9 protein-coding genes and 1 pseudogene are annotated in these 26,573 nt (G+C 55.9%); all 10 read right to left on the reverse strand.

Going from position 1 to position 26,573, the window contains the following annotated elements; genetic code table 11:
• Window positions 1-78 precede the first annotated feature (78 nt).
• Window positions 79-801 carry a thioesterase II family protein gene (locus tag AC27IT_RS00635; protein ID WP_152344092.1) on the reverse strand — a complete coding sequence of 241 codons (723 nt, stop codon included), beginning with the start codon at window positions 799-801 and terminating at the stop codon, window positions 79-81.
• A gap of 358 nt (window positions 802-1,159) precedes the next feature.
• A pseudogene (locus tag AC27IT_RS00640) lies at window positions 1,160-1,830 on the reverse strand (RNA-guided endonuclease TnpB family protein).
• A 251-nt stretch (window positions 1,831-2,081) separates the two neighbouring features.
• On the reverse strand, window positions 2,082-3,059 hold the full coding sequence (locus tag AC27IT_RS00645; RefSeq protein ID WP_487091460.1) for an LLM class flavin-dependent oxidoreductase: 978 nt from the start codon (window positions 3,057-3,059) through the stop codon (window positions 2,082-2,084).
• Between the two features lie 61 nt (window positions 3,060-3,120).
• Window positions 3,121-3,405, reverse strand: a complete 285-nt coding sequence (locus AC27IT_RS00650; RefSeq protein WP_025848607.1) for an acyl carrier protein — start codon at window positions 3,403-3,405, stop codon at window positions 3,121-3,123.
• 66 nt (window positions 3,406-3,471) lie between these two features.
• On the reverse strand, window positions 3,472-4,596 hold the full coding sequence (locus AC27IT_RS00655) for a cysteine peptidase family C39 domain-containing protein (RefSeq protein WP_235694776.1): 1,125 nt from the start codon (window positions 4,594-4,596) through the stop codon (window positions 3,472-3,474).
• Window positions 4,566-6,983: an excinuclease ABC subunit UvrA gene (locus tag AC27IT_RS00660; RefSeq protein ID WP_487091463.1), complete on the reverse strand. Its 2,418-nt coding sequence runs from the start codon at window positions 6,981-6,983 to the stop codon at window positions 4,566-4,568. The genes AC27IT_RS00655 and AC27IT_RS00660 overlap by 31 nt, the downstream gene beginning before the upstream one ends.
• Window positions 6,973-7,452, reverse strand: coding sequence for a type II 3-dehydroquinate dehydratase (locus AC27IT_RS00665; protein WP_025848612.1), 480 nt, complete (start codon window positions 7,450-7,452; stop codon window positions 6,973-6,975). Before AC27IT_RS00665 ends, AC27IT_RS00660 begins: the two co-directional genes overlap by 11 nt.
• A gap of 32 nt (window positions 7,453-7,484) precedes the next feature.
• The gene (locus AC27IT_RS00670; RefSeq protein WP_487091465.1) at window positions 7,485-11,819 is read right to left on the reverse strand and encodes a beta-ketoacyl synthase N-terminal-like domain-containing protein; all 4,335 of its coding nucleotides are present in this window, start codon (window positions 11,817-11,819) and stop codon (window positions 7,485-7,487) included.
• Between the two features lie 29 nt (window positions 11,820-11,848).
• Window positions 11,849-18,850, reverse strand: coding sequence for an amino acid adenylation domain-containing protein (locus AC27IT_RS00675; RefSeq protein WP_487091467.1), 7,002 nt, complete (start codon window positions 18,848-18,850; stop codon window positions 11,849-11,851).
• A complete protein-coding gene (locus AC27IT_RS00680) occupies window positions 18,843-26,543 on the reverse strand; it encodes an SDR family oxidoreductase (protein ID WP_487091469.1) in 7,701 nt (2,566 codons plus the stop codon). The genes AC27IT_RS00675 and AC27IT_RS00680 overlap by 8 nt, the downstream gene beginning before the upstream one ends.
• Window positions 26,544-26,573: the final 30 nt, after the last annotated feature.

The following is a 26,573-nucleotide window of genomic DNA, read 5'->3' on the forward strand; positions in this document are numbered from 1 at the left end:
TCAAATTTGTTTACAGCCAAAACAAAACGAACCCTTCACCAGTCACTGGCAAGGGTTAGCTGCTCGCATGCGCGCGTCTTATGCAGTTAGGGTGCGATTGATAATCTCAATCACCTTTTCTTCTTCGTCATGGATAAAGAAGTGTCCACCGTGCAGAGTCACGATCGTACAGGATTGGCTCGTGTACTTTTGCCATTGGCTAATATCATCCGCTGTGACGAGGTCATCGTCATCACCCGTCAAAACCGTAACATGGATGTCCCACGTCTCCGGGGCCGCTTGCAGCAAATACTGTTCGACGTTTTTGTAGTCGCCCCGCAAAATCGGCGTGAAAATTTGCATAAGCTCCCGGTTTTCCGCCACTTCTTTGGGCGTGCCGCCAAGCTGGATGATTTCCGCGATGAACTCGTCATCCGGCAAGTGATGAATCTTTTTCTTGTCGCGAATATGCGGGGGATACATGCCGGACAAAAACAGATGCCGCGGCTGCTTCCAGCCATGCTTGCGGATTTGGTTCATCAGCTCGCAAATGTACAGCGTTCCCATGCTGTGTCCGAACAACGAATATTCGCCGTCGCCGACCTGCTCCACAATGAAAGGGAAAATGTCTTTGACACCGTCCGGCAAGGAAGGATAGAACGGCTCTCGAAAACGTCTCCCTCTCCCCGCCAACTCTACCGGCACCAACTCGATTCGCGGGTCCAGCCCCCGTTTCCACTTGCTAAAAGCCGTCGCCGATCCGCCTGCGTACGGCAAGCAAAATAACTTCATGCAATCCGTAGAGCTGCGATTGTTTTCCACTATGTCTTCCCCTTTGTTCACACCAAGCGAATTTTTTAAGCCTGTTTTCGGGCATAGCTCCGCCATTTCGTGTATCGAAGCCGGATACACTACACCGTGTCTACTCCATGTCGTATGACCCCTGAGCGATTTTAATGTGCCTAAGCTTCAATAAAACCTGTCAGGTTGTTTTGACGAGAAAATAGCAAAAAATTTTCCCTCTCGTTCGCTTTCCTCTGCAGGGCAAGTTTCCCGTTTTATCACAATTGAACCTCTCATGACCAAAAGCCACGAGATTCTTGGTTAGTCCGTTCTACTGAACAGAATTGGTGCATGATGTACCACCAAGCTATCCCCGTAGTTCCTACGGATCCTGCGATTATACAGATAGTAGTCTTTTGCCTTCGTTAAGAATATTCAAACTTGCATTTATGTCCCTATCCCATTCGCTATGGCAAGAAGGGCAAGTCCATTTACGCAAGTTCAGGTTTTAACTTCTTTGTTTTGGTATCCACAACACGCACAGAGCTGAGAGGAAGCGAATGTTTTGCCTACGGCAACAACAGTACGACCATACCACTTTGCTTTATGCTCAAGCATCGTTCTGAATTGATACCAAGGCACTTCACTAATCGCTTTGGCAAGTTTGTGGTTCTTAATCATGTTAGATACCTGCAAATCTTCAATCGCAATATTTCCGTTTGTGTGTTTCGTTGTATAGGATTGAACATTGTTCTTTTTACTTTTGAAGCGTGGAGCATCATTCTGCTTCTTGACGAATCGAGAATAGGCATCAGCAAGATTCTTTACTGACGACTGAATAGCGATGCTGTCTACTTCTTTGAGCCACGTCAATCTTTTTTTTAGATTCGGCAGTTCAGAAGAACATACTCCGTATGATAATCCTTTGCCCGTTTCTTTGTACGTTTCATTCCACTTAGCCAAGAAGTGGTTAAATACAAATCGACTGCAACCAATTGTTTTAGCGATTAGCACTTCTTGTTCCTTGGTTGGATAGATGCGGAATTTGTACGCTTTATTTACTAACACTGCATGTCACCTCACTTTCTGATTTTGAATGTATAGTCGTATTTCGCTTCCATGTGTTCACTTACGATATTCTCGGCTAATTCATAAATATTTTAGAAAGATAACTTTGTTTCTGGATAAAGTTATCTTTCTAAAATCTCCGTATATCGTCTGTAGTTCAAACTAACAAAAATGCATTTATTTGGAAACCATTACAAATATACTACCCTATGCCCGTCCTGCTTGTCAATCCAAGGAGGAAATGGCCGTTTTTAACGAACAGGCTGGGCCGTGTCGCTCACGCCAGCTCGATCCAGCACCTGTTTTACATGGTGCAAATCTTCCGCGGAGCGTATGCAGCTAAAAATGACATGCTTGATGCCCAGCTCCTTGTATCCGCGGAAATAGCTTGCCACCTCGTCGTAAGAGCCAACCAGCAGCGGCCCCCGGAACGCCTTGCCTTGCTCGACCGGAAAATAAAGCCGCTCTTCTTCTTCCGTATAATATCCGGCCAATCTCCCCTGCTTTTTCACAATTTGCATGAAGCGCATCGGCACTTCCTCTTTGGCAATCTCCAGCGCTTCCTCGGAAGTCGGGCGCGCGATCATGCCGAGTCGGCAGCACAATTCCACATGGGAGTCGTAGAGAATGTCAAAGCTTTTGACAAGCTGCGAGACCGGGCTTGCCAACTGGATGGCGACGTCGACCGACTGGTGGGCAGCCTTTTGAAACAGCGTGGAGGCGCCCGGCATAAAAATGAGCGGCTGCAACGCTTGATCGACCTGGGCAAAAATTTGCAGGTCGTTGTAAGTGAAGTATTTGCCTTTGTAGGTCAACGGATCGTTCGAGCGAAGCAAGGCTCGTAAAATGTCGATGTATTCGACCAGTCGGTCAAAGCGCTCTTCGCCCGGAACGGTATCATTGACTTGCCGAAGCTCGGATATCGACTGCCCAGGAATCATATTTAGCGCAACTTTACGTCCGTACAAATGAACCAGCGAATGGATCATTTTCGCTGCTGTGAACGGCGGGACCGTATTCGGCTGCAAGGCGATGATCGGCAAATGATCGTTCGTAGCCTGCAAGGTGCCAGCCGCTACAATCCACGGATCGAGAGTCGTGTGCTGATAAAACAGCAACGACCCGGTAAAGCCGTTTGCTTCCAACAAATGCGCGGCTTCATGGATGATCTGGAGCTGATTCTTTTCGCGGTGATGCAGCCACATGGGCAAATCTGCGTAAAATTTCATGGAGCTTTTCCACCTTCCCCAAAATGGTTATGCGCTCGCAAACAGCCGAGCGGTTTTCGTCTTACTGGCTCACTTTTCCCTCGATATAGGCGATTAGTTGCTGGATCGTTTCAAAAAGTTCGACATTGAGCATGTCATCGTCAAACTGAAACCCGAATTCATTTTCAATCGCAACCACCAGGCGAATGAAGCCGAGCGAGTTAATCCCGACGTCCTGCAAGCGAATGTGCTGGGAAGAAAAATCAATCCCGCTTGGCTGCACTTGTTCTGGGCCGACTTGAAGCTCTTGCATCTGCTGCATGTAGATGTGCACCAATTTTTCTTCAATTTCGTTTTTGGTTATCATCCAACGCTCCTCCGTTCACTGTTATGAAAATCGCAAAGGCTTTGCGGGCAAAAAAATGGGCGGCTTCTACGACAGTTGCGGCTGGTGCTTGCGCAGCACGGTCAAAAACTGCTCGATCGCCAGCGCTTCCGCAGCCGCGATTTCTTCCAGGTAGCGCATGATTTTATGCAGCGTCGCCTCCTCCTGCTGCATGTAAAACTTGAGCGTCAAGTTGCGCGCGTTCCGCGCTTTGCGCTCGATTTCGCTATACGCCGCATGAAGCCGGTCGGGCGAGTCGAGATAGTCGGTGTGCTCCTGCATGTATTTGATCCGGGCGACCATCAAGCTTTTGTGCTCCCATAAGCTGTGGACGTGGCGCACGTCGAAGCCTGCCTTGCCCGCAAGCAAGCGTTCGTAATAGTCTTGCAGGCAACGATATGTGTCCAATCCGTAGGCGCAATGATCCCACGGGTTGGCGACCATGCGAAATCTGCTGGACGTATTGCCGGAAGTCAAATACTCTTCCAGCGTTTCCTGCACCAATGCCAGATCAAACGCATACGCCCCCGTTTCCTTGATTTTGTACAAATAGATGCGATTGCAAATGGCCTGGTGGTCGATCCGGGCGATGCTGTCATACGCCTGCGCAAACGCTTGAAAAGACGCGCTCGTGGTGGCGAGCATCTGCTTGTCTGTAAAGCCCAGCAATTGAAACGTTTCGTTTTGCAGATCGACGCCGTGCACCAGCACATCGTGGGAGAGATGGCTTTTTTGATAGACGGCGCGCTCGGGAATGTAGTACTCATCGACATTCAGGTACACATAGTAGCCGTCCAGGAGGCAATCGCGGACAAACTCGACGATGTTCCTTTGGACGATGTTCATCGTGCCCCTTTGCAAATGCTCGACGTGCAGCCATGGGTTCAACGTATAGTCGTGAATGTAAAACGTAAACGGAACAGGCGGATCAGGGCGCTTGTCGAAGCACACCTGGATAAAATTGCTGTACAGCCAGGGCAGGCTTCTTTTGTCCTGCAAAACGATACATAGAGGAAAGGCAAAAAATTGATAGCCGAAAATCGGCGGCTGGACGACTGGCAGCGTTACGCTCTCCACAAGCATCTCCTCTTTTCCGTTTCGAATCATGATTTTGCGGGCATGGCTGCAAGCAAGCGTGCCGTTTAGTCCAAAAACGGACCGATCATCGAGCACGGCGACTGCTTGATCTCCTCCGGCGTTCCTTTGGCGATGACCTCGCCGCCTTTGTGCCCCGCGCCTGGCCCAAGCTCGATCAAATAGTCGCAGTAAGACAGCACGTACGGATCGTGCTCGATGAGCAGGACGGAGTGTCCGCTGGCGATCAGCTTGCCGAGAATGACCAGCAGTTTTTCCGTGTCGTAGTAACTGAGGCCGACAGTCGGTTCGTCCAAAATGTACAGAAAGCTTCCCTTGCTGCTTTTTCCCAGCTCGCGCGCCAGTTTCAGCCGCTGGGCTTCTCCCCCGCTCAACGTCGTCAGGCTTTGCCCGATGAGAATATAGCCCATGCCGAGTTCCTCGATCGTGCCGAGCATCTTGCTGATTTTGGCGTGGTCAGAGAAAAACGCGTGCGCTTCGGAAATCGACATCTCCAAAATGTCGGAGATCGTGCGCTCTTTGTAGCGAACCTGCATCACTTCCTGCTTGAATCGCTTGCCGCGGCAGGAAGGGCACGGATCGCTGAACGTCAACTGCCCGAGCCATCTTTTGATTTGCCCGTTTCCGTTGCAAATCGGACACGAGCCTGTCGAGTTGAACGAAAAAGAACTGCGCGTAAACTGCCGGGCGATGGCCTCCTCCTGCGCGGCAAAAAGTTGCCGGATGTGGTCCCACACCCCCAAAAACGTGGCGACGCAAGAGTTTTCATGGCGCCGCGCCAGCTTCTGCGTGACGACGATGCAGCCGTCAACGTTTTCCGCGCCTTCCAGCCTGGCATCGGCGTGCGCATGGGCGTAATCGCTGTCGTGCTCTTCTTCCTCCAGCAACTGCTTTTGCTTGCCCGCTTTTGCTTTCAACGCTGCTTGAAGCTTAGGGATAAGCGTGTCGATCACCAGCGAGCTTTTGCCGCTGCCAGACAGCCCGCTGATGCCGACGATGGCACGCAAAGGAAGAGCGACGTCGATGTTTTTCAGATTGTTCGTGCGCGCGTTGCAAATCGACAGCTTGGGAGCGGATGCGTCCACGCCGCTTGCGTATTCTTTTGGCGGGTGCTTTTTCTTCCGCAAATACTGGGCCGTGATTGATTCGCGCGACTGGAGAAAGCCGGCGTAGCTCCCCTGGTAGACGATAGAGCCGCCGAGTTGGCCAGCCAAAGGGCCGAAGTCCATGATGTAGTCGGCGTGCTTGATGACGCTTTCATCGTGCTCCACGACAATGACCGTGTTGCCTTGCTGCTTTAGCCGATGGAAGCTTTCGATGATCTTTTCTTTTTCTTTTTCGTGCAGCCCGGCGGTCGGCTCGTCAAAAATGTAGATGATCGAATCGACCTTTGCCGACAGGTGAGACATGATGTGCAGCCGCTGTGTCTCCCCTCCGCTCAACGTCGGGATTTCGCGATACAGGTTCAGATAGGACAAGCCGACCGTTTCGAGGCAATCCAGCTTGCGCAAAATCTCTCCGAGCAAGTGGGCAATAAACGGGGTATGCGGCCGCGCTGTCTGGTAGTGGCGGAGAAATGCCGCCAGGTCGCTGACATTCATCTGGCAAAGCTGTCCGATATGCTTGTCGCCAATCGTAATCGAGAGCGCTTTTGGCCCGAGCCGGAACCCTTGGCATCTCGTGCACGGCCGCGTCGTCTGCAGATTGGGAAATTGCTGCAGATTGATCTTTTTCAGCTTTTCTTCAATGACGACAGTGACTCCGTAAAAAATCAGGTGGCCTTTGCTCTGCGTCCGCTTCGGCCGATAATGCAAAAACGCTTCCTTCGCTTCCGGCGGCAACTCGGCAAAAGGCGTGTCCGCGCTCACCTGAAAATGTTTGCTGAAATTATCGAGGCGCTTGTACACGTACTCCTTTTCCTCTTTTTTCGCGTGCGGGAACTGGTAGGCGAACTGATGCCACCGTTCAATCGTTTCGCGCTCCGACGGCAAAATTTTCTCGACGTTTACCTCGACGACACTTCCCCTGCCGCCGCAGGCCGGGCATGAGCCATGCGGGGAGTTAAACATGAACAGCCCCGGCACAAATTCGTCTGGCTGGTGCGAGGCTATCTCCTTGCCTGCCCGCTGTCCTTCCTGGGCGTAAATGATCGCCAGCAGGTTCAAAATGCGGGTGACGGAGCCGACGACCGAGCGCGGATTCAGATTGCTGACAGTTCGCTGCTGCACGGCAATCGTCGGGCTGAGTCCCTGAATCATGTCAAACGAGTCGTAGTGCAGGACATCGTGCGCGATGCCCAGCGCCTCCAAGTAAATCCGCTGCCCCTCGTGGTGCAAGGTGTCGAAAATAAAGCTGGATTTCCCCGAGCCGCTAACTCCCGTGACGACGATAAACTGATGCTTCGGAATCGTCGTGGTGATGTTTTTCAGATTGTGAAGCTTCGCGTTGTAGACTTCAATGTGCACCCGTTCTCCATTCCTTCCCACTGATCGATGTTCGCTGCTCTTTTACGTACTGCGCGATCCCTCGCAAGCCAAGCTCGTACACATTGGCCTTCAAGCCGATCACGTGGCCCACAGCGTTGGCGAAGAAAATTGATTCGGCATGCCAGCCGCCCCGTTCAAAAATGTTGGACATGTGCACCTCGATATAGGGAACGCCGACTGCGGCCAGCGCGTCGAGTATCGAGTAACCGGTCTTGGAAAATCCCGCCGGATTCAGCACCACGCCGTCCAGGTCGTGCAGTTGCTGCTGAAAAAAGTCGACAATTTCGCCTTCGTGGTTGGATTGGAAAAAGAGGACATCCACTTGCAGCTCGCCCGCCAGCCTGTACAGCCTGTCCTCGATTTGCTTCCAGGTGACGGTTCCGTAAATCGCGGTTTCCCGCAATCCGAGCAGGTTCATGTTCGGTCCGTTTACGATTGCAATTCTCATAGCGTTTATCATTCTCCTACGTGGCATGCGCCTTACTTCATCTGATTTTTTGCCTCTGCCCACAAATCGGCAATCCCGTCAGCTCGCGGGACGGCCACTACCAGACGTTTTACTTCCTCCAGCAGTTGCGCGACCGCATCGTGGGCAAATTGACTGCTGTCGTATTCCGCCCGGAGCGTGAAGCGGTCCTCGGACGGGTTGACAAACAGGCGCAGCGGAAGGTGAAGCTGCCCGCTGCTCTTTGCCTGAAACGGCTTTTGCTCGCCAGCTTGCGTCTGGAACGGAAAGTGCGTATAAACCAGGCTGCGCGTATTGATGACGGTTTGCAAAAAATCGAGCGGAATTTGCGACCACTGCGCCATTTGCTGCAACGTAATATGCTCGTAGCGGCGAATGCGCACGATTTTTTTCTGCAAGGCGACAAACCACTCTTTGACCTGGTCCGCGTCGTTGTAGGTCAGCCGGACGGGCAAGCTGTTGGTAAACAGTCCGACCATTTTGTCCATTTGCCCGATTTCCGGGACGCGTCCCGATGTCATCAGCCCGATCAGGACATCGCGCTGTTCGAGCAGTCGCGCCTGCGCCAAGCCCCACGCACCCAAGACTACCGTATTTAGCGTTATTTGGTTCTTTCTGGAAAATTCTCTTACAGTATAGACCTCGTCTTGTGCCAGAGCAACACTTTTCACGGCGCTTACATAGCCGCTGCGCTGGCTCGGTGTCGTCGGCACAAGCTGTTCGCGATAGCGGAACGGCCCCAGCTCCCCTGTCCAAAATTGCCGCGCTTCCTGGTCGTCCTGCCTTTTTTGCCACTTGACATAATCGAGGAAAGGCGTCGCGGGCGTCTGCGGCTCGCGGATGAGCGCTTCGCCGAGCTGATAGTTCGCCCACACTTCCTGCAAAATGAGATTCATGCTCCAGCCGTCAAACAAGGAATGTTGATACGTCCAGACAAACTGGTAGCTTGCCTTGTCGTATTGGATGAGCTGAAACCGCATTTGCGGAACTTCGTCCACCTTGAAGCTCTTTTGCCGTTCCTGCGCGATCCATTCGGCCAAAGCTTGCTTTTGCTCGTCCGCAGACAGCTTCGTCCAGTCCAGCACGTCGATGGCAACGTCGACATGCCTTTTCACGAATTGAACCGGATGCGATATTTTTCTCCAGATGAATCCAGTCCGCAGCACGGAATGGCGGTCGATAACCCGCTGCCAGGCCAGTCGGAAATGGTCAAGCCTCAGTTCCTCTGCAATCGGGAACGCGAGCAGGCTGACCGTGCCTTGCCGCGCGTGCAAAATGTTGTGGTTCAGGACCAGTAACTGCATGAAGGTGAGCGGATAGACGCTTTCGACTTCCCGTGTATCCACTGTACGCAGTAAAATCTCCTGGTCGGCCTGGTCGACGTTGTAGAACAGCGTGCTTGGGGCGGAGTCTGGCAGGGCTTCGGCGGATGGTTGGCTGGTGCTTTTCAGGTTGATCTGCCGCGCCTGCTGCTCCTGCGTCGTCGGGTAACCCCCCGCCAATGTTTCCGTGGACGGCTGGCTGTCGCTCCCCAGCCGAATCTGCCGCGCCAGCTCCTCCATCGTCGGGTAATCAAACAGCAGATCGGAGGCAATCTCAATGTGATGTTCTTTCAGACGCGAAGCGAACTGGATGGCCGTCACGGAATCGCCGCCCAGGTCAAAAAAGTCGTCTGCCACACTGATCGGGCTTTTTCCGAGCAACTCCTCCAAAATTGTGCACAGCCACGAAGCCATGTCCTCCTGACGCTGATTGCGCGGCTGCTGCTCGGAGGCCGGAGCGGAAGCCGAAGCGCTGACGAGCGGTGCGAGCTTTTCTCCGGGAGAATCAGCAGCAAAGCTCGCCAGCAACTCCTCTACTTGCCGCATCTGGTGCGCTTGTAACGTGTAGCTGGCCTGGCCGTCCTGGATGAACTCGTCGCCCTGTCTTATCAGGAGCGTAGAGGGAGGCAGACGCTTTTCATTGCCAAGCGTCTCCGCAGGCGCGGCGAACGCCCGCTCAATCCAGTAATACTGCCGCTCAAAAGCGTAGGTCGGCAGCGGGAGGCGGCTCGGGTGCGCTGGCGCATGGACGTTTTTCCAGCGGATGTTCGCCTTGTACAGCCACAGTCGCCCTAACGAAGCGAGCATCGTCTTGCAGGCCGATTCGTTTTCTCCGGGGGCGGGCAAGGACGGCAGCAATGGCGCGGAACGGAACCGTTCGCTTGCTGCCAGCCGTTCAAGCTGCGTTTTCCCTGGGCCGACTTCGAGAAATACCGGCTTTTGCACATGGGAGAGCACAGGCAAGCTAGCCACATCCACCCCTTGACCGGAAAAGCTGACCAGCTCCCGCCAATAGTCCATGGAGCTGGCCTGCTCCTCGGTGATCCACGTGCCGCTTCTGTTCGACAAAAACGGAATGCCCGGTTTGCCAAGCGCGATGGCATAAGCACAGTCCCCACGGAAACAGAGCAGCTTCAAAGCGTCTTCCCAAGCCAAAACGCCTGCGAGACACGCGCTGACGTATTCTCCGAGCCAATCTCCTGCCAGCGCTTTTGGTGTCACTCCCCAGTGACGCCATAGCTGCGCCAGCGAGTATTCCAGGATGAATTGGGCGATTGGGCCATGGGGCGAATCGTTTTCCAGCCATGTTTTGGCATCCAGCCGCAGCACCCGCTCCACGAACCGGAAGCATTGGTCCATCTGCTCGCGGAAGAAAGGGAACTGCCGATACAAGTCGCGGGCCGTGCTTCCACACGCGATTCCCGCCGGGGAAAAGACAAAGACGACCGCTTTCTCTTCCGCGCTTTCCTCCGTTTCGCTGCAAACAAGCCGCAGCGCATCCGGATGGGCAACCGCCTCTTCCGTGTGGCACAGGACGATCCCGCGAAAATCGAAATGCTCCCGGCCCGTTTGCAGCGTGTAGGCGACTTGCGACAAGCTTGCCTCGGGATTCTCGCGGAGATAAGCCAGCACATTTTCATAGTTTCGCTGTCTCGCCGCACTGGTTTTCCCCGAAATCGCCAGCAGATTCCACTCGCTCGCCGCTTCTAGGGCTGGCGTCTTTGGAGCCGTTTCGACAATGACGTGCGCATTGGTCCCGCCGATGCCAAAAGAGCTGACGCCTGCCACTCTTTTTCCCGACTCCGCCTGCCACCTTACCGGGGTGTTATTCAAGCGGAACGGGCTGTTTTCCAATTCGAGCTGCGGATTCGGCTTTTGCAGGTGCAAGAGCGGCGGAATCGTTTCGTGGTGGATGGCGAGAACGGTCTTCATCAGGCCCGCGATGCCGGAAGCGGTGTTCAAATGCCCCACATTCGCCTTGACCGAGCCGATGTAGCACGGATCGGCCGGATCGCGCTCCTTGAACACTTCCTTGAGGGCGGCAATCTCTACCCGGTCCCCCAGCTTCGTCCCCGTGCCGTGCGCTTCCACATACCCGATCTCGTGCGGAGTCACTCCGGCCACTTCCATCGCTTCGGAAATGACTTGAATCTGGCCCTCGAATCCAGGCGCGGTGTATCCGACTTTGCCTGCGCCGTCGTTGTTGATGGCCGAACCGCTAATGACCGCGTAGATATGATCCTTGTCTTGCAGCGCCTCGTCCAGCCTTTTGAGCACAACGACGCCCACGCCGTCGCCGAAGACGGTCCCTTCCGCTTTTTCATCGAAGCAGCGGCAATGTCCGTCCGGCGATTCGATGCCCCCCTGCTTGTACAAATAGCCGTGCTTGTCGAGAAACTGGACGGACACGCCTCCTGCCAGAGCCATGTCGCACTCCCCGTTCAGCAGGCTCTGGCACGCCAGATGCACGCTCACCAGCGAGGAGGAGCAAGCCGTCTGAACGGAAAAGCTCGGGCCAGTCAAATTCAATTTGTAGGAAACCCGCGTCGTCAAAAAGTCTTTGTCGTTTCCGACCTCGATTTGGCGATGGTCCAAAATGCGCAACAAGTCGGGGCGACTGACCACATGCGTCACATATTTGTTCGCGCCGATTCCGGCGAACACGCCCACCGCACCCTCAAGCTGCGACACGCTTTGTCCGGCATCTTCGAGGGCATTCCAGGCAGCTTCCAGAAACAGCCGTTGCTGCGGATCAATAATCTCGGCTTCCCGCGGCGTATAGTGGAAAAAGGCTGCATCGAACCATTCGATCCCTGCCAGTTGACCGCAAGCGGGGACGTAGTCCGGCCGAGCGAGCAGAGCCGGGTCTACGCCCGACTCCAACAGCTCCTCTTTTGTGAAAAAGCGGATTCCTTCTACGCCGTCCACCAGGTTGTTCCAATACTTACGAATATTTTCGGCTTGCGGAAATTTTCCCGCCATGCCGATGATCGCGATTTTCTCGCTTGGCGCATGCGCATTTTCCATTCCGATTTTCCTTTCCCCCAAACGGCTCCCTAGCTTCGCATCGTTCTTCGTTTTTTGCGCAGCTCCGCTCTTTTTTGTCCCGTTTCCACGCTGGATCGGTTCACGGCCGTTCTTTTGATCTGTTCGGCTATCTTTTCGATCGTCGTATATTGGAAAAGCTCCACAATCGACAGCTCATGGAACAGCTCCGTCTGAATCATTTCCTGCAACTGCACGATCAGCAAGGAATTTCCGCCGATGTCAAAAAAGTTGTCGTGAATCCCGATGCTAGGCGCGCCAAGCAGCCTGCTCCATATTTCCGCGAGCTTTTGCTCGACGTCGTCCCGGACTTCCGAAAACAGAGGCCCCGCGTCCAACTGCTGGCAATGTTGCTCCATTGCCTTCCAGTCCATCTTGCCGTTCGGAGTCAGCCAAAATCGCTCGACATGGAAAAATTGGGCGGGAACCATGTACTCCGGCAGTTTTTTCCGCGCGTACTCCTTCAATTGGCCCATCGGCAGCGGTCTGTCTGCTGTGTAGTAGCAAACGATTTTGCTTGTCTCCCCGTCTTTTACCGTCGTCACGGCGATCTGCTGAAGCGGCGCGGCATCCCGGAGCGCATGCTCGATCTCGCCAAGCTCGATGCGGTAGCCGCGCACTTTTACCAACTGGTCTTTTCTGCCGACAAATTCGATGTTGCCATCCGGCAAGTATCGGCCGAGATCGCCTGTCTTGTAGCAAAGCTGGCCGCTGGCTCGCCGGATGAACGCTTGTCTCGTCCGTTCCTCGTCCTGGAAGTAGCCGCTGGTCACATTTCGGCCTGCTACGTAGATTTCACCGATCACGCCCGGCGGACAAACGTTGCCGTCCGGAGCCAAAATGATGATTTGATTATTGGCAATCGGCTTGCCGATGAGTACAGCTCCATAAGGGGCGTCTGCGTCTGGCTCCACCTTGTAGCTGGACACCCAGATCGTCGTCTCGGTCGGTCCGTACATGTTGCGAATGTCGGCAAACGGCAGCATCTGCCGCACCTGTTTCGCCAGGGCGAAGCTCCACGCTTCCCCGCCCAGCAGCACATGCCTGAGCGCTGGCAGCACGGGAGAATGACCGTACCGCTCCTTGTTGGCTTTCCAAAACGTAGTGAGCTGTACCATCAAGCTCGGGACGGAATGCCAAACCGAAACTTGCTGCGTCTCCATGTACGCGAGCAATCCGTCCATATCCCGGAGCCGCTCTTGCGTCACGATGCAAAGCTGCCCTCCGCATAGCAGCGCGGCGAAGATTTCAAAGACCGAGATGTCAAAGCTGATGGACGTGACGAGCATAAATACATCGTCTGATCGCAACTGGAAGTCAGCGATGCTCCACGCCACAAAATTGTGGACGTTGGCATGGGTAACCGGCACGCCTTTTGGCTTGCCTGTCGAGCCGGAGGTGTACATGATATACATCCAGTCAGCGCCGCAACTTTCCGTCGGCGGATTGGCAGTTGTCTCGAAAGCGGCCTCCGTCGCGGCTGCTTCCTGGAACACGCTCAGATTGACGATGTCGACCTGCTGCTGTTGTCCGATCCGCCCGGCTTTTTCGAGCAGGCGATTTTCGGTCAAAAGCAGTCTGGCTCCGCTGTGAGCGAGGATGTAGGCGATTCGCTCCTCGGGATAGCCCGGATCGAGCGGCACATAGACACCACCGGCTTTCAAAATAGCGAGGATGCCGACGACGGGCTGCAAACCTCTGTCGACGAAAATGCCGACGGGCACACGATTGCCGACGCCCTTGCGGATGAGCAGCCAGGCGAGCTGATTGGCCTGTTCGTTTAACGTCTGATACGTCATCTGCTGCTCTTCGCAGACCAGCGCGATCGCATGAGGCGTTTTTTGCGCCTGGGCTTCAAATTGCTGGTGGAGCGGCAGCGGCTCGGGCCAGTCCAGGTGCGCCCCTTGAAAACGGTGCAGCAGTTCGTCCGCCTCGGGGCCAGTCAGCAAAGCCACTTCTTTGATCGGCATTTCCGGACGCTCCGTCACTTGCGCGAGAATGTGCAGGAAAAAGCGGGCAAACTGCCGGATCGTGCTGTCCGCAAACAAGTCCGAGTTGTACTCAAAGGAAATCTCGATCCGCTGATCGCCTTCCTTCGCGAGACAACTGAGTTCAAACTGGCTGATCCCGTCGTTTTCCAGATGCAGCTTGTCAAAAAACTGGAACAGCACATTGTAGACGGGATTTCGCGCCAAATCACGCTCGGGATTAAGCTTTTCCACCAGCAGGTCAAACGGGTATTGCGCTTTGTCGATCGCCGCCCACACTTTTTGCTGGACAGCATGCTGCAACTGGGCAAACGTCGCGACGTCCTGAAAAGAAAGGCGAATGCACAAAGTGTTGATGAATATCCCCACCACTTCTTCCCATTTCTTTTGATTTCTTCCAGCCGTAGGTACACCGACGATCAGCTCGTCGTCCTGCGACAGCTTGTGCAGCAGCAGGAAGTAGGCGCTTAGCAAAACGTTGCTGTACGTAATCTGCTGCTGCTCGACGTGGCGCTTGAGCGTTTCATAAAGCGCTCCGCTGATTTCGAACTTGTGGTAGCTACCGTTGTACGTCTGGACGGGCGGCCGTTTTTTGTCAGTCGGCAGCGACAGCGTCGGCAACGGCTTGGCAAGCTCGGAAAGCCAGTAGCTTTCGTGCTTGGCAAACTCTTCGCTCGTTTCCCATTCTTTTTGGGCAGCAATCCAATCAAAGTAATCGGGCTTCGCCTCGGTCAGCCTTGGGGGCTGCTCTTGCAAAAGCGACTGGTAAATGCCAAACAGCTCGCGGTAAAAAATGTCGATGCTCCAGCCATCCGTAATCACATGGTGAAAATTGACGTAAAGGCAAAAGCGCTCCTTGGCAAGCTGGTACAAATAGATGCGGTACGGAGGCGATTCCAGATCAAACGGCTGCATTTTCTGCTGATGAATGCTGTTTTCCACAAAAAGCGCCTGGTCTGGCTGCTTCGTTGCGTCGATCACCTGGATCGCCGGACGGTACTTCGGCAGCGCTTCTTGCACAGGACTTCCGTCTTGCAGAGTGAACCTCGTGCGCAGCATCACGTGTCTGTCTGCGAGATAGGCGACGGCCTGCTCCAACAGCGCGACGTCAATGGCCATGTCATACGTGCGAATAAACGGCAAGTTGTAGGCGACCAGCTCGGGGGTCATCTTTTGCAAAAACCATATGCGCCGCTGTGCGTGCGACAGCGGCATGATCCGCTGGTCTGGCGCTGTTTCTCTTTGCTGCGGAGCGTCTTCCCCGCTTCGCTCCCGTTGTTTTTGCGAGACAAACTCGGCCAAGTCCGGGATGGACAAATGCGTAAACACATCCTGCACCGACAGGGTGACCTGGCATTGCTCGTTAATCCGGTTGGCGATCTTGATGCCCATGATCGAGGTTCCGCCCAGTTCGTAAAACTGATCGTGTATATCAATCGTTGGCAGCCGGAAGACGTTTCCCCAAATTTGCGCAAGCTGCCGTTCAAGCTCGGTATAGCCGCCATCCGCCCGGCCCGTCAGCTCTACCTGAATCTCGACCTCTGGCAGCCTGATTTTCGCCCGAATCTCCGGGGCAAGTGCGATCGGCAGGCTGCTGTTCCAGAACAAGTCATTGTCCGTGTTGATTTCCCCGATGACGACGTTGGACAAGTTTTTACGGAGAACATGCTCGAACGCTTTGACCGCCCGGCGAGGCGAGAGGGAGCGAAAAGCAGCATCGAGGCTCGCCCCTGCCTTTTTCGCCATGCCCGTATTCATCCACGTCGTCCAGTTGATCGCGACGATTCGCGTGGGCGCGCTTGCGACGCCGGAAAAAGCATCCAGGTAGCAATTGGCGGCGACGTAATCGCCCAAGTAAATCCCGCCGACCACCGCCGCGATGGAAGAAAACAGCACGAGAAACTCAGGCGGATTTTCCCGCGTCAGCGCGTGCAGATGCTGCGTCCCTCTGATTTTGGCAGCGAGCGCGGCCGAAAAATCGGCTTCGTCCTTGTCGGCGAGCAGGCCGCTGCCCGGCAAGCCTGCTGCGTGGATGATGCCGTCGATTTTTCCGTGGATGCGGTAGATGTCGCGGATAGCCGCGGCGATCTCATCCCGGTTGGCTACGTCGGCGCTGTATGTAAACACCCGGGAGCCGTTGCTCTCCAAGCTTTGCAGATGGTGAAGCAGCCTGCCCTGCTTATCGTGCTTGTGCTGGCTGAACTCGTCCCACAGGGCACGCTCGGGCAATACGCTGCGGCTGATGAGAACGAGTTTTACCCGGTGGTGCTGGGCGATATGCTTCGCAAGCGCAAGGCCGATGCCGCCCGTGCCGCCTGTAATGACGTACACCCCTTGCTCCTTGAAGCGCAGGCCGCTGTCGTCGACTGCGGACAAATCCAATGGCGCCAGCTCAGGATAGTATCTTTGTCCAGAACGATACGCGATCTGGTAATGTCCGCTACTGCCCAACGCTTCCGCCGCGATGTCGCTGACAGGTGTGGCATCGTCGAAGTCGATGCACTTGCAAGGAAGTGCGCTGTACTCTTCGCGAATGACTTTTCCCAATCCGAACAAGGCCGCGAACTCCGGCTGGACGGTGTGATCGTCCGGCAGAACCCGCTGGGCGTTTTTCCCGACCAAGACGATTTCGCTGGGGGCAGGACGATTTTTCGCCAATGCTTTCGTCAAGAAAAACAGCGCGTGCAAAAGCTGCTCGGCATCGTCGCTGGCCGGTCCGGGCGCCTTTGCGACCGCGAATACGACTTTGCTAGAAGCAGCCTCGCTTGTATCGCGAATGAGCCGCTCAAAATCGGCTTGCGAGCAAGTAAGCCCATACTCGGTGGCACTTTCTTGGCGATAGGCAGTCGTCAGCCGGGCATGCACGACGCGCTCGCTGTGCGTCGCGATGGCGTCGGCCAGCTCGTAGCCCCAATCGGTAGAGTCGGTGATGACCAGCACCTTCGCTCGTTTCTGTGCTTGTGTGGACAAAGGCTCGGCAGCGACCCACTGGATGCGCTGATAGAGAGCCTGCTCGGCTGCGGGTAGTGCGGCTGGCGCTTCGCTCGCATGCCCGCTTGTTCCCGATGCGCTTGGCAAAGGGCCTTGCGCTTTTTTGTCCGCCGTCGGCCAGATTTTGATTTTTTCAAAGGGATACACGGGCAAATTCAGCTTTTGCCGCGGTTGGCGGTACACCGTCTCCCACGGGATCGACATTCCCGCGACGTATTGCTCCGCCAGCTTTTCCAGCGACGCTTTCGTCAGCCAGCCGTCACCGTCAGTCTCGGCATGCTCGCCCAAGCCAGCAAAAGAGCTGGCGGGAGTGCTGCCGTCACGGCTGGATTCGGCACTCTCAAAGAGGTACATTCCTTTGTCTTTCGCCCCTTCTGCTCCGGACAAATCGGCTACGCGCAATTGCTGCCGCAACTCTTCTATCGACTGGAATACGAACGCGACCCGGTTTTCGTATTGCCCGCGACCCGTGTTTGCCGTATAGCACAAGTCCGCCAAATTTACGGATGAGTGAGTTTGCAAATAGGAATGGTAGGCTTTTAGCAACTCCGCCAAGGACGACTTGCTTTTGGCGGAGAGCGTCAAAAGATGCACCGGCGGCAACGGCTCCGCTTCTGTTTCCGTTTCCGGGCGGTCGCTTTCCGGCGCCTCTTCCACGACGACATGGCAATTGGTGCCGCTGAAGCCAAAGGAATTGACCCCTGCGCGCAGCGGGGTGCCCCCTCTTTTCCAGTCTCTTAGCTCGGTCACGATTTCGACCGCAGCGTTGCGCGGATCGAGAAAAGGGTTCGGAGACTGGTAGTGCAGCGTAGCGGGAATTTTTTTGTGCCGGAGGGCGAGCACGACTTTGATGAGCGACGCCAGACCCGATGCGGCAACCGTATGGCCGATATTCGTCTTGACCGAGCCGATCCCGCACACATGGGGCCGGGACGCAGATTTTTGAAAGGCGTCGTTGATCGCCTGCAATTCGATCGAATCGCCCAACAGCGTCCCTGTGCCGTGCGCTTCGATGTACGAGATGGACAGCGGATCGATTTTGGCTTTTTCCCACGTGCGCAAAAACAATTGCGTCTCGGCATCCGGATTGGGGGCGGTCAAGCCGTTGGAAGCGCCGTCGGCATTGACGCCGCTTCCTTTAATAACCGCGTAGATCGGGTCGCGATCCTCGCGCGCCTTCGCCAACGGCTTGAGCATCACGGCTGTGATTCCTTCGCTCCAGATCGTTCCGTCCGCCTGTTTGTCAAACGCCTTCACTCTGCCGTCCGACGTCTCCAGATCGTGCAGCTTCCCGGTCACCTGCGGAATGACCATCAGATTCACGCCGCCGACCAGCGCTGCTTCACATTCGTTGTTCGCCAGGGCCGTGCACGCCTGATGCAAGGCGACAAGCCCCGATGAGCACGCCGTATTGAGCACGAAAGCAGGCCCGCGCAAGTCCAGAAAATACGAAATCCGGTTGGACAACAGCCCCACGAGCGAGCCGACCAGCGAAGAAATATCTTCGTTTTGCAAGAGCGAGCGATAATGGGACTGGTAAGCCGTCTCCAGTCCCACAAACACGCCCGTGTTGGAATGCTTCAGCCTCGCTCCCCCGTATCCGGCGTCCTCCAGCGCGTGGTAGGCCGTCTCCAGAAACAGGCGCTGATACGGCTCCATCGCCAGCGCTTCGTTTTGTCCGATCTGGAAAAAAGAGTGATCGAAGCAGCAAATCTGATCGAGGTAGCCAGCCTGGTGATGGGCGCTCTCCAGCATCTCTTCCAGCTCTGGCAGGAAGCCGGACAAATCGCGCAACCGCTCTTCCGGAAAGTAGCCGATGCTGTTTACTCCCTGGACCAGATTGTCCCAAAACTGCTGGGGGCTGCTCGTTCCGGGGAAGCGGCAGGCCATGCCGATGACAGCAATGTCCTGACGGCTCTTGCGCTCTGGATGGCGATTCAGCTTTTCCAAAATGGAAACCGCCATTTCCTGGCTGAGATGTCCCGCTTTCAGCAGTTGCAGGATGCTGTCATTCATCTCTTTTCGGCTACTCATCTTCTTCTCCCCACTCTTTCTGGTCTAGGTAGTCCAATATGTTTTCCATCGAAACATTGCCCTTGAGAAAATCGCTCAGTTTGTCCTGCAAGGGGACAGTCTCGCTCTCCCCGGCCTTGCGGGACGTCTCGTGGGCACTCGGCTTGTTTTCCAGATATTCCGCCATTTTCGCAATCGAAGGATAGGCGAACAGCGTGGCGATGTTGATCCGCCCCGGGTAGAGCTGCTCGATTTCTTTGACGAGACTGGTCGCGAGAATGGAGTTTCCGCCTGCCTCCTGAAAAGACTGGTACACATTCGCTTCCGGGATCCCCAATACTTTTTGCCAAACGGCGGCCAGGCGCGTTTCCACCGCGCTGTACGTGTGGTCGGTCCTGCCTGTGAGCATCGGCGCAAGCGGTGTGGCGTCCGCTGTCTCCGGCTCCCAAGCAACAGGACGCGCGAACATGCTCCTGATTTCCGGCGAGATGGCAAAAGGCAACGGATAGCGGTGGGTCTGAAAATGCGCCTCGTTCAGTTCGCCGACGATGACGCGCGCGAGCTTTCGTCTCAGCACCGCATCCAAAATGCCGATCGCCTTGTCCGGATGCATGCCGCAAAACGGCGAAGCCTCTTTCTGGATGCGGTATCGCGCCGCCATGCCTGTGTCGTTCCAGACAGGCCAGTTGATCGTCACGCTCTGTCGGCCTTTGGCTTGCCTGTAGTCGCTAAACGCGTCCAAATAGGCGTTGGCCGCCGTGTAATCCGCCTGTCCGAGCCCGCCGAGCAAGCTGGTTACCGAGGAAAACAGGACAAAAAAGTCGAGGCGGTCCTGCTCGGTGTAACGGTCCAACAGCCAGGTGCCGACGACCTTTGGAGCGAGCACTTGCGCGATTTTGGCTCGTCCTTTGTTGATGAGCAGACCTTCGCCTGCCACACCCGCGCAATGGAAAACGCCATGGATCGCACCGTATTGCTGGCGGATCGTCTGCAACACATCGGCCAACCTGCGCTCATCGGCCACATCCACCGTATGCACTTCTACGCTGGACCCGCTGTCCTCGATGCTGCGGATTTGCCCGATTTGGCCCGCCAGTGCGGAATGGGGCTGCTCCCGGACAATTTCGGCCCATTGCTCGCGCGCAGGAAAGGCGCTTCTGGCGAGCAGGCACAGGTGCACGGGCTGCTTGTTGCCGAGATAATGAGCAACCTGCAGCCCGATATCGCCAAGCCCGCCCGTAACCAGGTAGACGCCGTTTTCCCGGATGGAGACGGCCTGCGGCTCTGCCGCTTGCAGCGTCTGCGCTTCCAGCCGTTCGACATATCGGACATTTTCCCGATACGCCACCTGGAAGTCTTCCTCTCCCGCTTCCCACTCAGCCCAGAGCGTAGACGGCGCAGTAGCGCTGTCCAGATCAATGCAGCGGCATTTCAACTGCGGGTACTCCTGCGCGACCACTTTTGCCAGGCCGAACAAAACGGCGTGCTGCGGGTTCAAGGCGGCTTCTCGCCTGGTCACCGAAAACGCCTGGTCACCCAAAAGATACAGGTTGATCTCCTGGTGATACGACTGGTTCAACAGCTCGCACACAAGCTGGCAGAAGCTGTAGACGCTCCGGTTTTCCCACTCGTGAAAGTCGTCCGCACATGCGAGCTTCTCCTCCGTCATGCCCATGCAGTGGACGATGTGGCGAATGTCCCGGTGCGCCAGCTCTTGCAGCAAGCGCGGAAAATCGTCCGCCGAGCCGATCTTGTATTGATGATCGCCGCCTTTTTCAAAAGCAGCGCCGAAAGCAACTTCGATGACATCCGCTTCCCGCGCTTGTAGCTCCACGAGCAACTCATGACTCCTGTAGCCCGTTCCGCTCAAAAACAGCCACGTGCCCGGTTTCGCGCCAGCTTGCCGCAACGGCGCTGTCGCTTTGTCGTCGCGCACCCAATGCAGGCGATAGCATGTGTCTGTTGTTTGCGCCGGGCCTTCGGAGTTTTGCGGCCCGGTCCCGATCCAGTGACGGACCGATTCGTACGGATAGGCTGGCAATGCGATGATGTGGTGCTGCTCTTTTGCATACAGGCGCTGCCACTCGATATCGGCCCCGTCCGTGTACATGGCGGCGATGTTTTGCAGGCTGTCCAGCGCAAAAGCGGTTCCGTTTTCCTTGTATTGCCGGATCGTTCTTTCCGCGAGCGCCGTCCGCTTGACTTTTTCTTCCTCCATGATCCCGTTTTCAGACGGATCGTTTTCGTCCACGATGACGCGGCTCGCCTTGTAGAAAATCCCGCGCTCGGCAGCCTCCTGCGTATTTTCCAGCCCTGTCGCGTCCGCGTATTTGCATTTTTCCCGCAGCTCGGCCTGATCGCGGAACAGGATCGCTACGCGGTGCTCGTAATGGCCGCGAGTCGCATTGGCCGTATAGCACAAATCGGGCACATCGACCGCCGGCGTCTCGTTGAGGTATCGGGCGTAGCGGCTGAGTAGCGCGCGCAAGGAGCTTTTCGTCTTCGCCGACAATGCGAGAAGCTGCCAGCCCGGACTGCTCTCGCGCTTCGCCGGAGTGGACGCAGGCGGTTCTTCCAGCAGCACATGGCAATTCGTCCCGCTGAATCCGAACGAGCTGATGCCACATCGGCGCGGCGTCTCGGCTGCACGCCATTTCTGCAGCTTGTCGTTGACATAGACCGGAGAATCGGCAAATTCGATGAACGGATTCGGCTGCCGGAAGTTGGCGACCGGGGGCAATTGCCCGTGCTTGAAGGCCAAAATCATTTTGATGACCGAAGCCATCCCCGACGCTCCGACCAGGTGGCCGATGTTCGCTTTTACCGTACCGACCCCGCAAAATTGCTTTTTATCGGTAAATCTGCGAAAAGCATTGGCGATGCCCTTCAGCTCGATCGGATCGCCCAATCTCGTTCCGGTGGCGTGCGCCTCGAGATACGTAATCGTTTCGGGATCAATCTTGGCTGCCTGCCACGCCTCGACCAGCGCTTTTTCCTGCGCTTCCGCATTCGGTGCGGTAATACCGTTCGACGCTCCGTTGTTATTCATCGCCGAGCCTTTGACTACAGCGTGAATGGCGTGGTTGTCGCGCACCGCCTGATCGAGCCGCTTCAGCACAATCGTGCCTACTCCCTCTCCCCACATCGTGCCGTTTGCCTGCGCATCGAACGGGCGAATCGTCTCGTCGGCGGAATCAATCAGCGAATTGTGCTGCGTCGGCAAATAGGCCAAAGACACGCCCGCTACAATCGCCACGTCAATTTGCCCCGCCTGCAAAGCCTGGGCGGCCAGACACAGTGCTGCGAGACTCGAGGAACACGCTGTGTCCACAACGAGGCAAGGGCCTTTCAGATTGAGGAAATAGGCGATCCGGCTCGCGAGTATGCCTGTCGAGCCAGAGGTGACCTTCAGCGGGTGCTGAATATCAATCATGTTGTTGTACTCGTTGCGCCCGGTCGTGTCTTTGCCGATGTACACGCCCGTTTTCGTCCCGAACAGGCTTTTCCCGCCAAGCCCGCTCGTTTCCAGGGCCTCGTACACGTTTTGCAAAAGCAGGCGCTGTTCCGGGTCCATCAGCTCTGCTTCCTTGGGCGCGATGTGGAAGAACGCGGAGTCAAAGCGGTCGATCTGTTCCAGGTAGCCGCCCTGGCAGTAGGTTTGGGTTGCGCTCAAAAAGCGGTCGGTATCCTTTCTTCGGGAGGCGGGAAACGGGCGGATCGCATTGACGCCTGCGGTCAGGTTGGTCCAAAACTGCTCGGCGTTTTCCGCCAGCGGAAATTGGCAGGCGTAGCCGATGATCGCATACTCGTCCTTTTGTTCGGACGGCGCAGTCTCGCCTGCTGAAAAAGCGGTCCACTGTTCCAGCAGCCGCTTGGTTTCCTCCTGCGAGTATTTGCTCGTTTTGTACCCTTCGAGGATCGACTCGACGGTAAGCGCGGCAGGCTCTGGCACCTTTTTGCCGTCCAAGTAGTTCGCCATTTCAAAAATGGTCGGATACAGGTAAAGGTCTGCGACGTGAAGCGTGCCCGGGTACTTCTCGTTCCACTGCTTGTACAACTGGGCAGCGTGGATCGAATCGCCGCCCAACTGGTGGAACGTGTCGAACAGGCTGATCGAGGACAGTCCGAGCACCTCTGCCCATACCTGTGCCAGCTCTTTTTGCGTCGCGGTAAATCCGTCCTGCTCCTTGAGCGTCACGGGTACAGGTGCGGCGGCTGCACGCCCCGGCTTTGCCGTCTGGCGGAACACGTCTTTCTTCACTTCATCTGCCAAGCGGAACGGCCAGATGTGCGCAAGCTCTAACAGCTCGTTCGCCTGATTGAACTGGCCGACGATTGTCCGGAACATTTGGCGGCGGAGAATCGAGTCGAGCGCTTGCAGCGCCTGATGGGTAGGCAGAAAGCGGAAAACGTGCCGTTCCTCCTGCATCGAAAGCCGCTCGGCCGTCTCCTCCCACGTAGCCCAGTTGATGGAGAATACTTTTTTGCCTTGCCGCCTGATCGCTTCTGCCCAGCCGTCCAAAAAGGCATTGCCAGTGGCATAGCCAAGCGCCCCGCGTCCACCCGTGACGGATACCGCCGAGGAAAAGAACAGGTAAAACCCGGTGTCGATCTCCTGCGTAAGCGTGTACAAGAGCCAGCTCCCGTCTGTTTTCACGGCATGTCTGCGCGCAAACTCCGCTTCGCCGAGCGCCGCATCTTCCAGTTCGCCAACGCCTATGCCCGCGCAATGAATCACTCCGGCAAGCCGCTGGTGTGTCTGGCGGATCGCCTGAACGGTTCGCTGCAACTGCGCTTCGTCGCATATGTCTACACAGTGGTAGTCGAGCGTGGAGCCTAGCGCTTCCACAGCGAGCACCGCATTGATTTTATCCGCCAAGCTTATGTCTGGCGACTCCCGCAGCACGGCCGGCCACGTCTCCCGTTCCGGTAGCATCGTCTTGCCGAGCACGATCAGCTTGACTTTGTTTTTTTGGCTCAAGTACTTGCATACTTCCGTTCCCAACTGGCCCAGACCGCCCGTTAGCAGAAACACATCGCCTGCTTCGACCGCGAAGCCGTCCTCCTGCGCGCCCGGCTGCTTTGCTCTTTCGATAATTTCGATGTAGCGGCGGTTTTGGCGCAGCGCTACGGAGTAGTCCGTCCCTTTCCGCCCTAGCTCGGCGAAAAGCGGCTCAGGCGCGAAGCCGTCCGGGCTGATGTCGATATGGCGCACGGACAGGCCGTAGTTTTCTTGGCGAAGCGATTTTCCCAGTCCGCCCAGCATATGGTGAAAAGGATCGCAGGCCGCATCGCCCGGCTGTACCGCCTGAGCGTTTTGCGTCATCAGGACGACGTCGATTTCGTTTGCCAGCTTGCCTGTCGTAGCGAGCGCTTTGGCGAAAAGCAGCAGCGACCCGGCGGTCTGCTCCATGGCCGAGCGAAAAGCGGCCAACGACTCCGGCAGTGCAGCGCGAGCCGGAGGCATGAACACAATCTGAGCGAGCGACGCCAAATCGAGCTGCGCGCAAAAGGCGGCGATATCGTCCAGCGTGCGCGAAACCTGGAAATAGTCTGGCGCGACTTGCGCAGAGCGCGCTCCCAGCTCGACTGTCACCAGGCGTCTCGCTTGGTGTTTTTGCAAAAAAAGCGCCCGCCAGATGGCTGTATCTGCCGCATCGACAATCAGCAGCACCGTATCGCAAGCCGTTTGCTGCTCGCTGTCTGTGGCGGGCAGAGCTTCTTCCTTCCAGGCCACTTGGTAAAGAAAGTCTGCCTCTGCTTTTTTGGGCTGTGCGCCTGCGGGCCAAAACTTTTGCCGCTCCAGTATATTTCCCGGCAGCGCCAGCTTGCGGCCACCACAGTAAAGCATCCCCCAGTCAATGGTTGCTCCTTGTATGTACAGCGGCGCGACCTGCTCCCAGATCAGCCTCTGGTCAGATGTCTTCCCGATCCATTCCTTGATCGCTTCGTTTGCTTGCCTATCTAACGATTTTTTCGCTCGTTCCCTAATTTCCCACGCCTCGACTGTCTGCTTGTTGTCCGGCACGACTTCGTGCCGTTGGTAGCGGATCGCCGGGTTTGCCGTCCACGCGGATACGCGGTTCGCCGTTTTCAGCTCATTTACCTTCACTAACAAATCTTCATAGCTGTCGAACACAATCGTCGCCCGGTGCGCATAATGATGGCGCGACGCGCTGGCGGTAAAGCACAAATCCCCCAGGTGGACGTCCCGGTTTGCCAGTAAAAACTGCTGGTATTGCTTCGCCAACTCCTGGAGTTTTTGCTCGCTTCTCGCCGACAGGACAAGCAAGTAGCTGTCTTGTCCGCGGCTGGCTTGCCGGACGGCCTTGGGCGGTTCCTCGAGCAAAACGTGGCAATTCGTTCCACTGAATCCAAACGAGTTAATCCCGATGCGAACAGGCTGGTCCTGCTGCTCCCATTTCGTCAGCGCGTCGTTGACAAACACGGCCGAGTTGGTCAGGTCCATGTATGGGCTGGGCGACTGGAAGTGCAGCGAAGGCGGGATTTCCCCATGCCGGAGCATCATCACTGCCTTGATGAGCGAGACAATCCCGGAAGCTCCGACCAGATGCCCGATGTTCGTCTTGACCGAGCCGACCCCGCAAAACTGCTTTTTGGACGTAAAAGCTTGAAAGGCGTTGATGATCGACTGTAATTCGATGGAATCGCCCAGCACCGTGCCTGTTCCGTGCGCTTCGATGTAGCGGATCGTTTCCGGGTTGATCTGCGCCTGCTTCCAGACGCTTTTCAAAAGCGCTTCCTGCGCCTCCCCGTTGGGGGCGGTAATGCCTTTGGACAGGCCGTTGTTGTTGATCCCGCTGCCTTTGATGACGGCGTAAATCACGTCGTTGTCCGCAAGCGCCCTGGACAACGGCTTCAAGAGCAGCCCTCCGCCCCCCTCGCCCCATACCGTGCCTGTCGCTTCCTTGTCAAACGCGCGAATCTTCTCTTCGGCGGATTCGACCTGATCGAGCGATCCGTCTTCTTTAACGGGCGGAAAATAGAAAAGGCCGCTGATGCCGCCTACAAATGCCATCTCACATTCATTTCTGCGCAACGATTCGCATGCAAAATGAACGCCTACCAACCCGGACGAGCACGATGTATCGAAGACGATGCTCGGCCCTTTCAAGTTGTAGACGTACGAGATGCGGCTTGCCAAAATTCCCGGCCACGAGCCGGTCAGGCTGAAAATATCCGGGCTGACGTAGTGGCGGTACTCGATCCCTGTCACATGGTCTTTGCCGATAAAAACGCCTGTCTTGGAGCCGCTGATCTCCCGCGTCTCGTAGCCGGCATTGAGCAAAGTCTCATAGGCAAGCTCCAGCATGATTCGCTGATAAGGCTCCATGGACAAGGCTTCTTTTGGCGAGATGCGAAACATGTCTGGATCAAAGAAGCTGATTTCATCCAAATAGCCCGCTTTTTTGAAGCGTTTGTGCGCAAAGCTCCGGTCGGAAAACAGCGCCTGTCCATCTTCCTTGCGATGGACAGGAAAGTCGTCGAGGCATTCTCGGCCAAAGCGAATGTTTTCCCAAAACTGCTGTACCGTATTCGCCTTGGGAAAGCGTCCGGCGATGCCGATAATCGCGATGTCATCGCTTTTTGCTTCGCTTGCTTTTTGCAGGCTCGTGATGTATGCCGTCGCTTCCTTGGCCGATAGCTTCCGGTCTGCGACCAGCTCGTAAATGTACTTCTTCAATTTATCCATCTTCGTATCACCGCTTCGAGTTTAATCGAA

It is taken from the genome of Brevibacillus sp. YAE8 (assembly GCF_057543335.1).

What these genes read in the sequence shown, in the direction of transcription:
- AC27IT_RS00645 (WP_487091460.1), bottom strand. Translation starts at nt 3,059, where the DNA reads ATGAAATTTTACGCAGATTTGCCCATGTGGCTGCATCACCGCGAAAAG.
- AC27IT_RS00650 (WP_025848607.1), bottom strand. Translation starts at nt 3,405, where the DNA reads ATGATAACCAAAAACGAAATTGAAGAAAAATTGGTGCACATCTACATG.
- AC27IT_RS00665 (WP_025848612.1), bottom strand. Translation starts at nt 7,452, where the DNA reads ATGAGAATTGCAATCGTAAACGGACCGAACATGAACCTGCTCGGATTG.
- AC27IT_RS00670 (WP_487091465.1), bottom strand. Translation starts at nt 11,819, where the DNA reads ATGGAAAATGCGCATGCGCCAAGCGAGAAAATCGCGATCATCGGCATG.
- AC27IT_RS00675 (WP_487091467.1), bottom strand. Translation starts at nt 18,850, where the DNA reads ATGAGTAGCCGAAAAGAGATGAATGACAGCATCCTGCAACTGCTGAAA.
- AC27IT_RS00680 (WP_487091469.1), bottom strand. Translation starts at nt 26,543, where the DNA reads ATGGATAAATTGAAGAAGTACATTTACGAGCTGGTCGCAGACCGGAAG.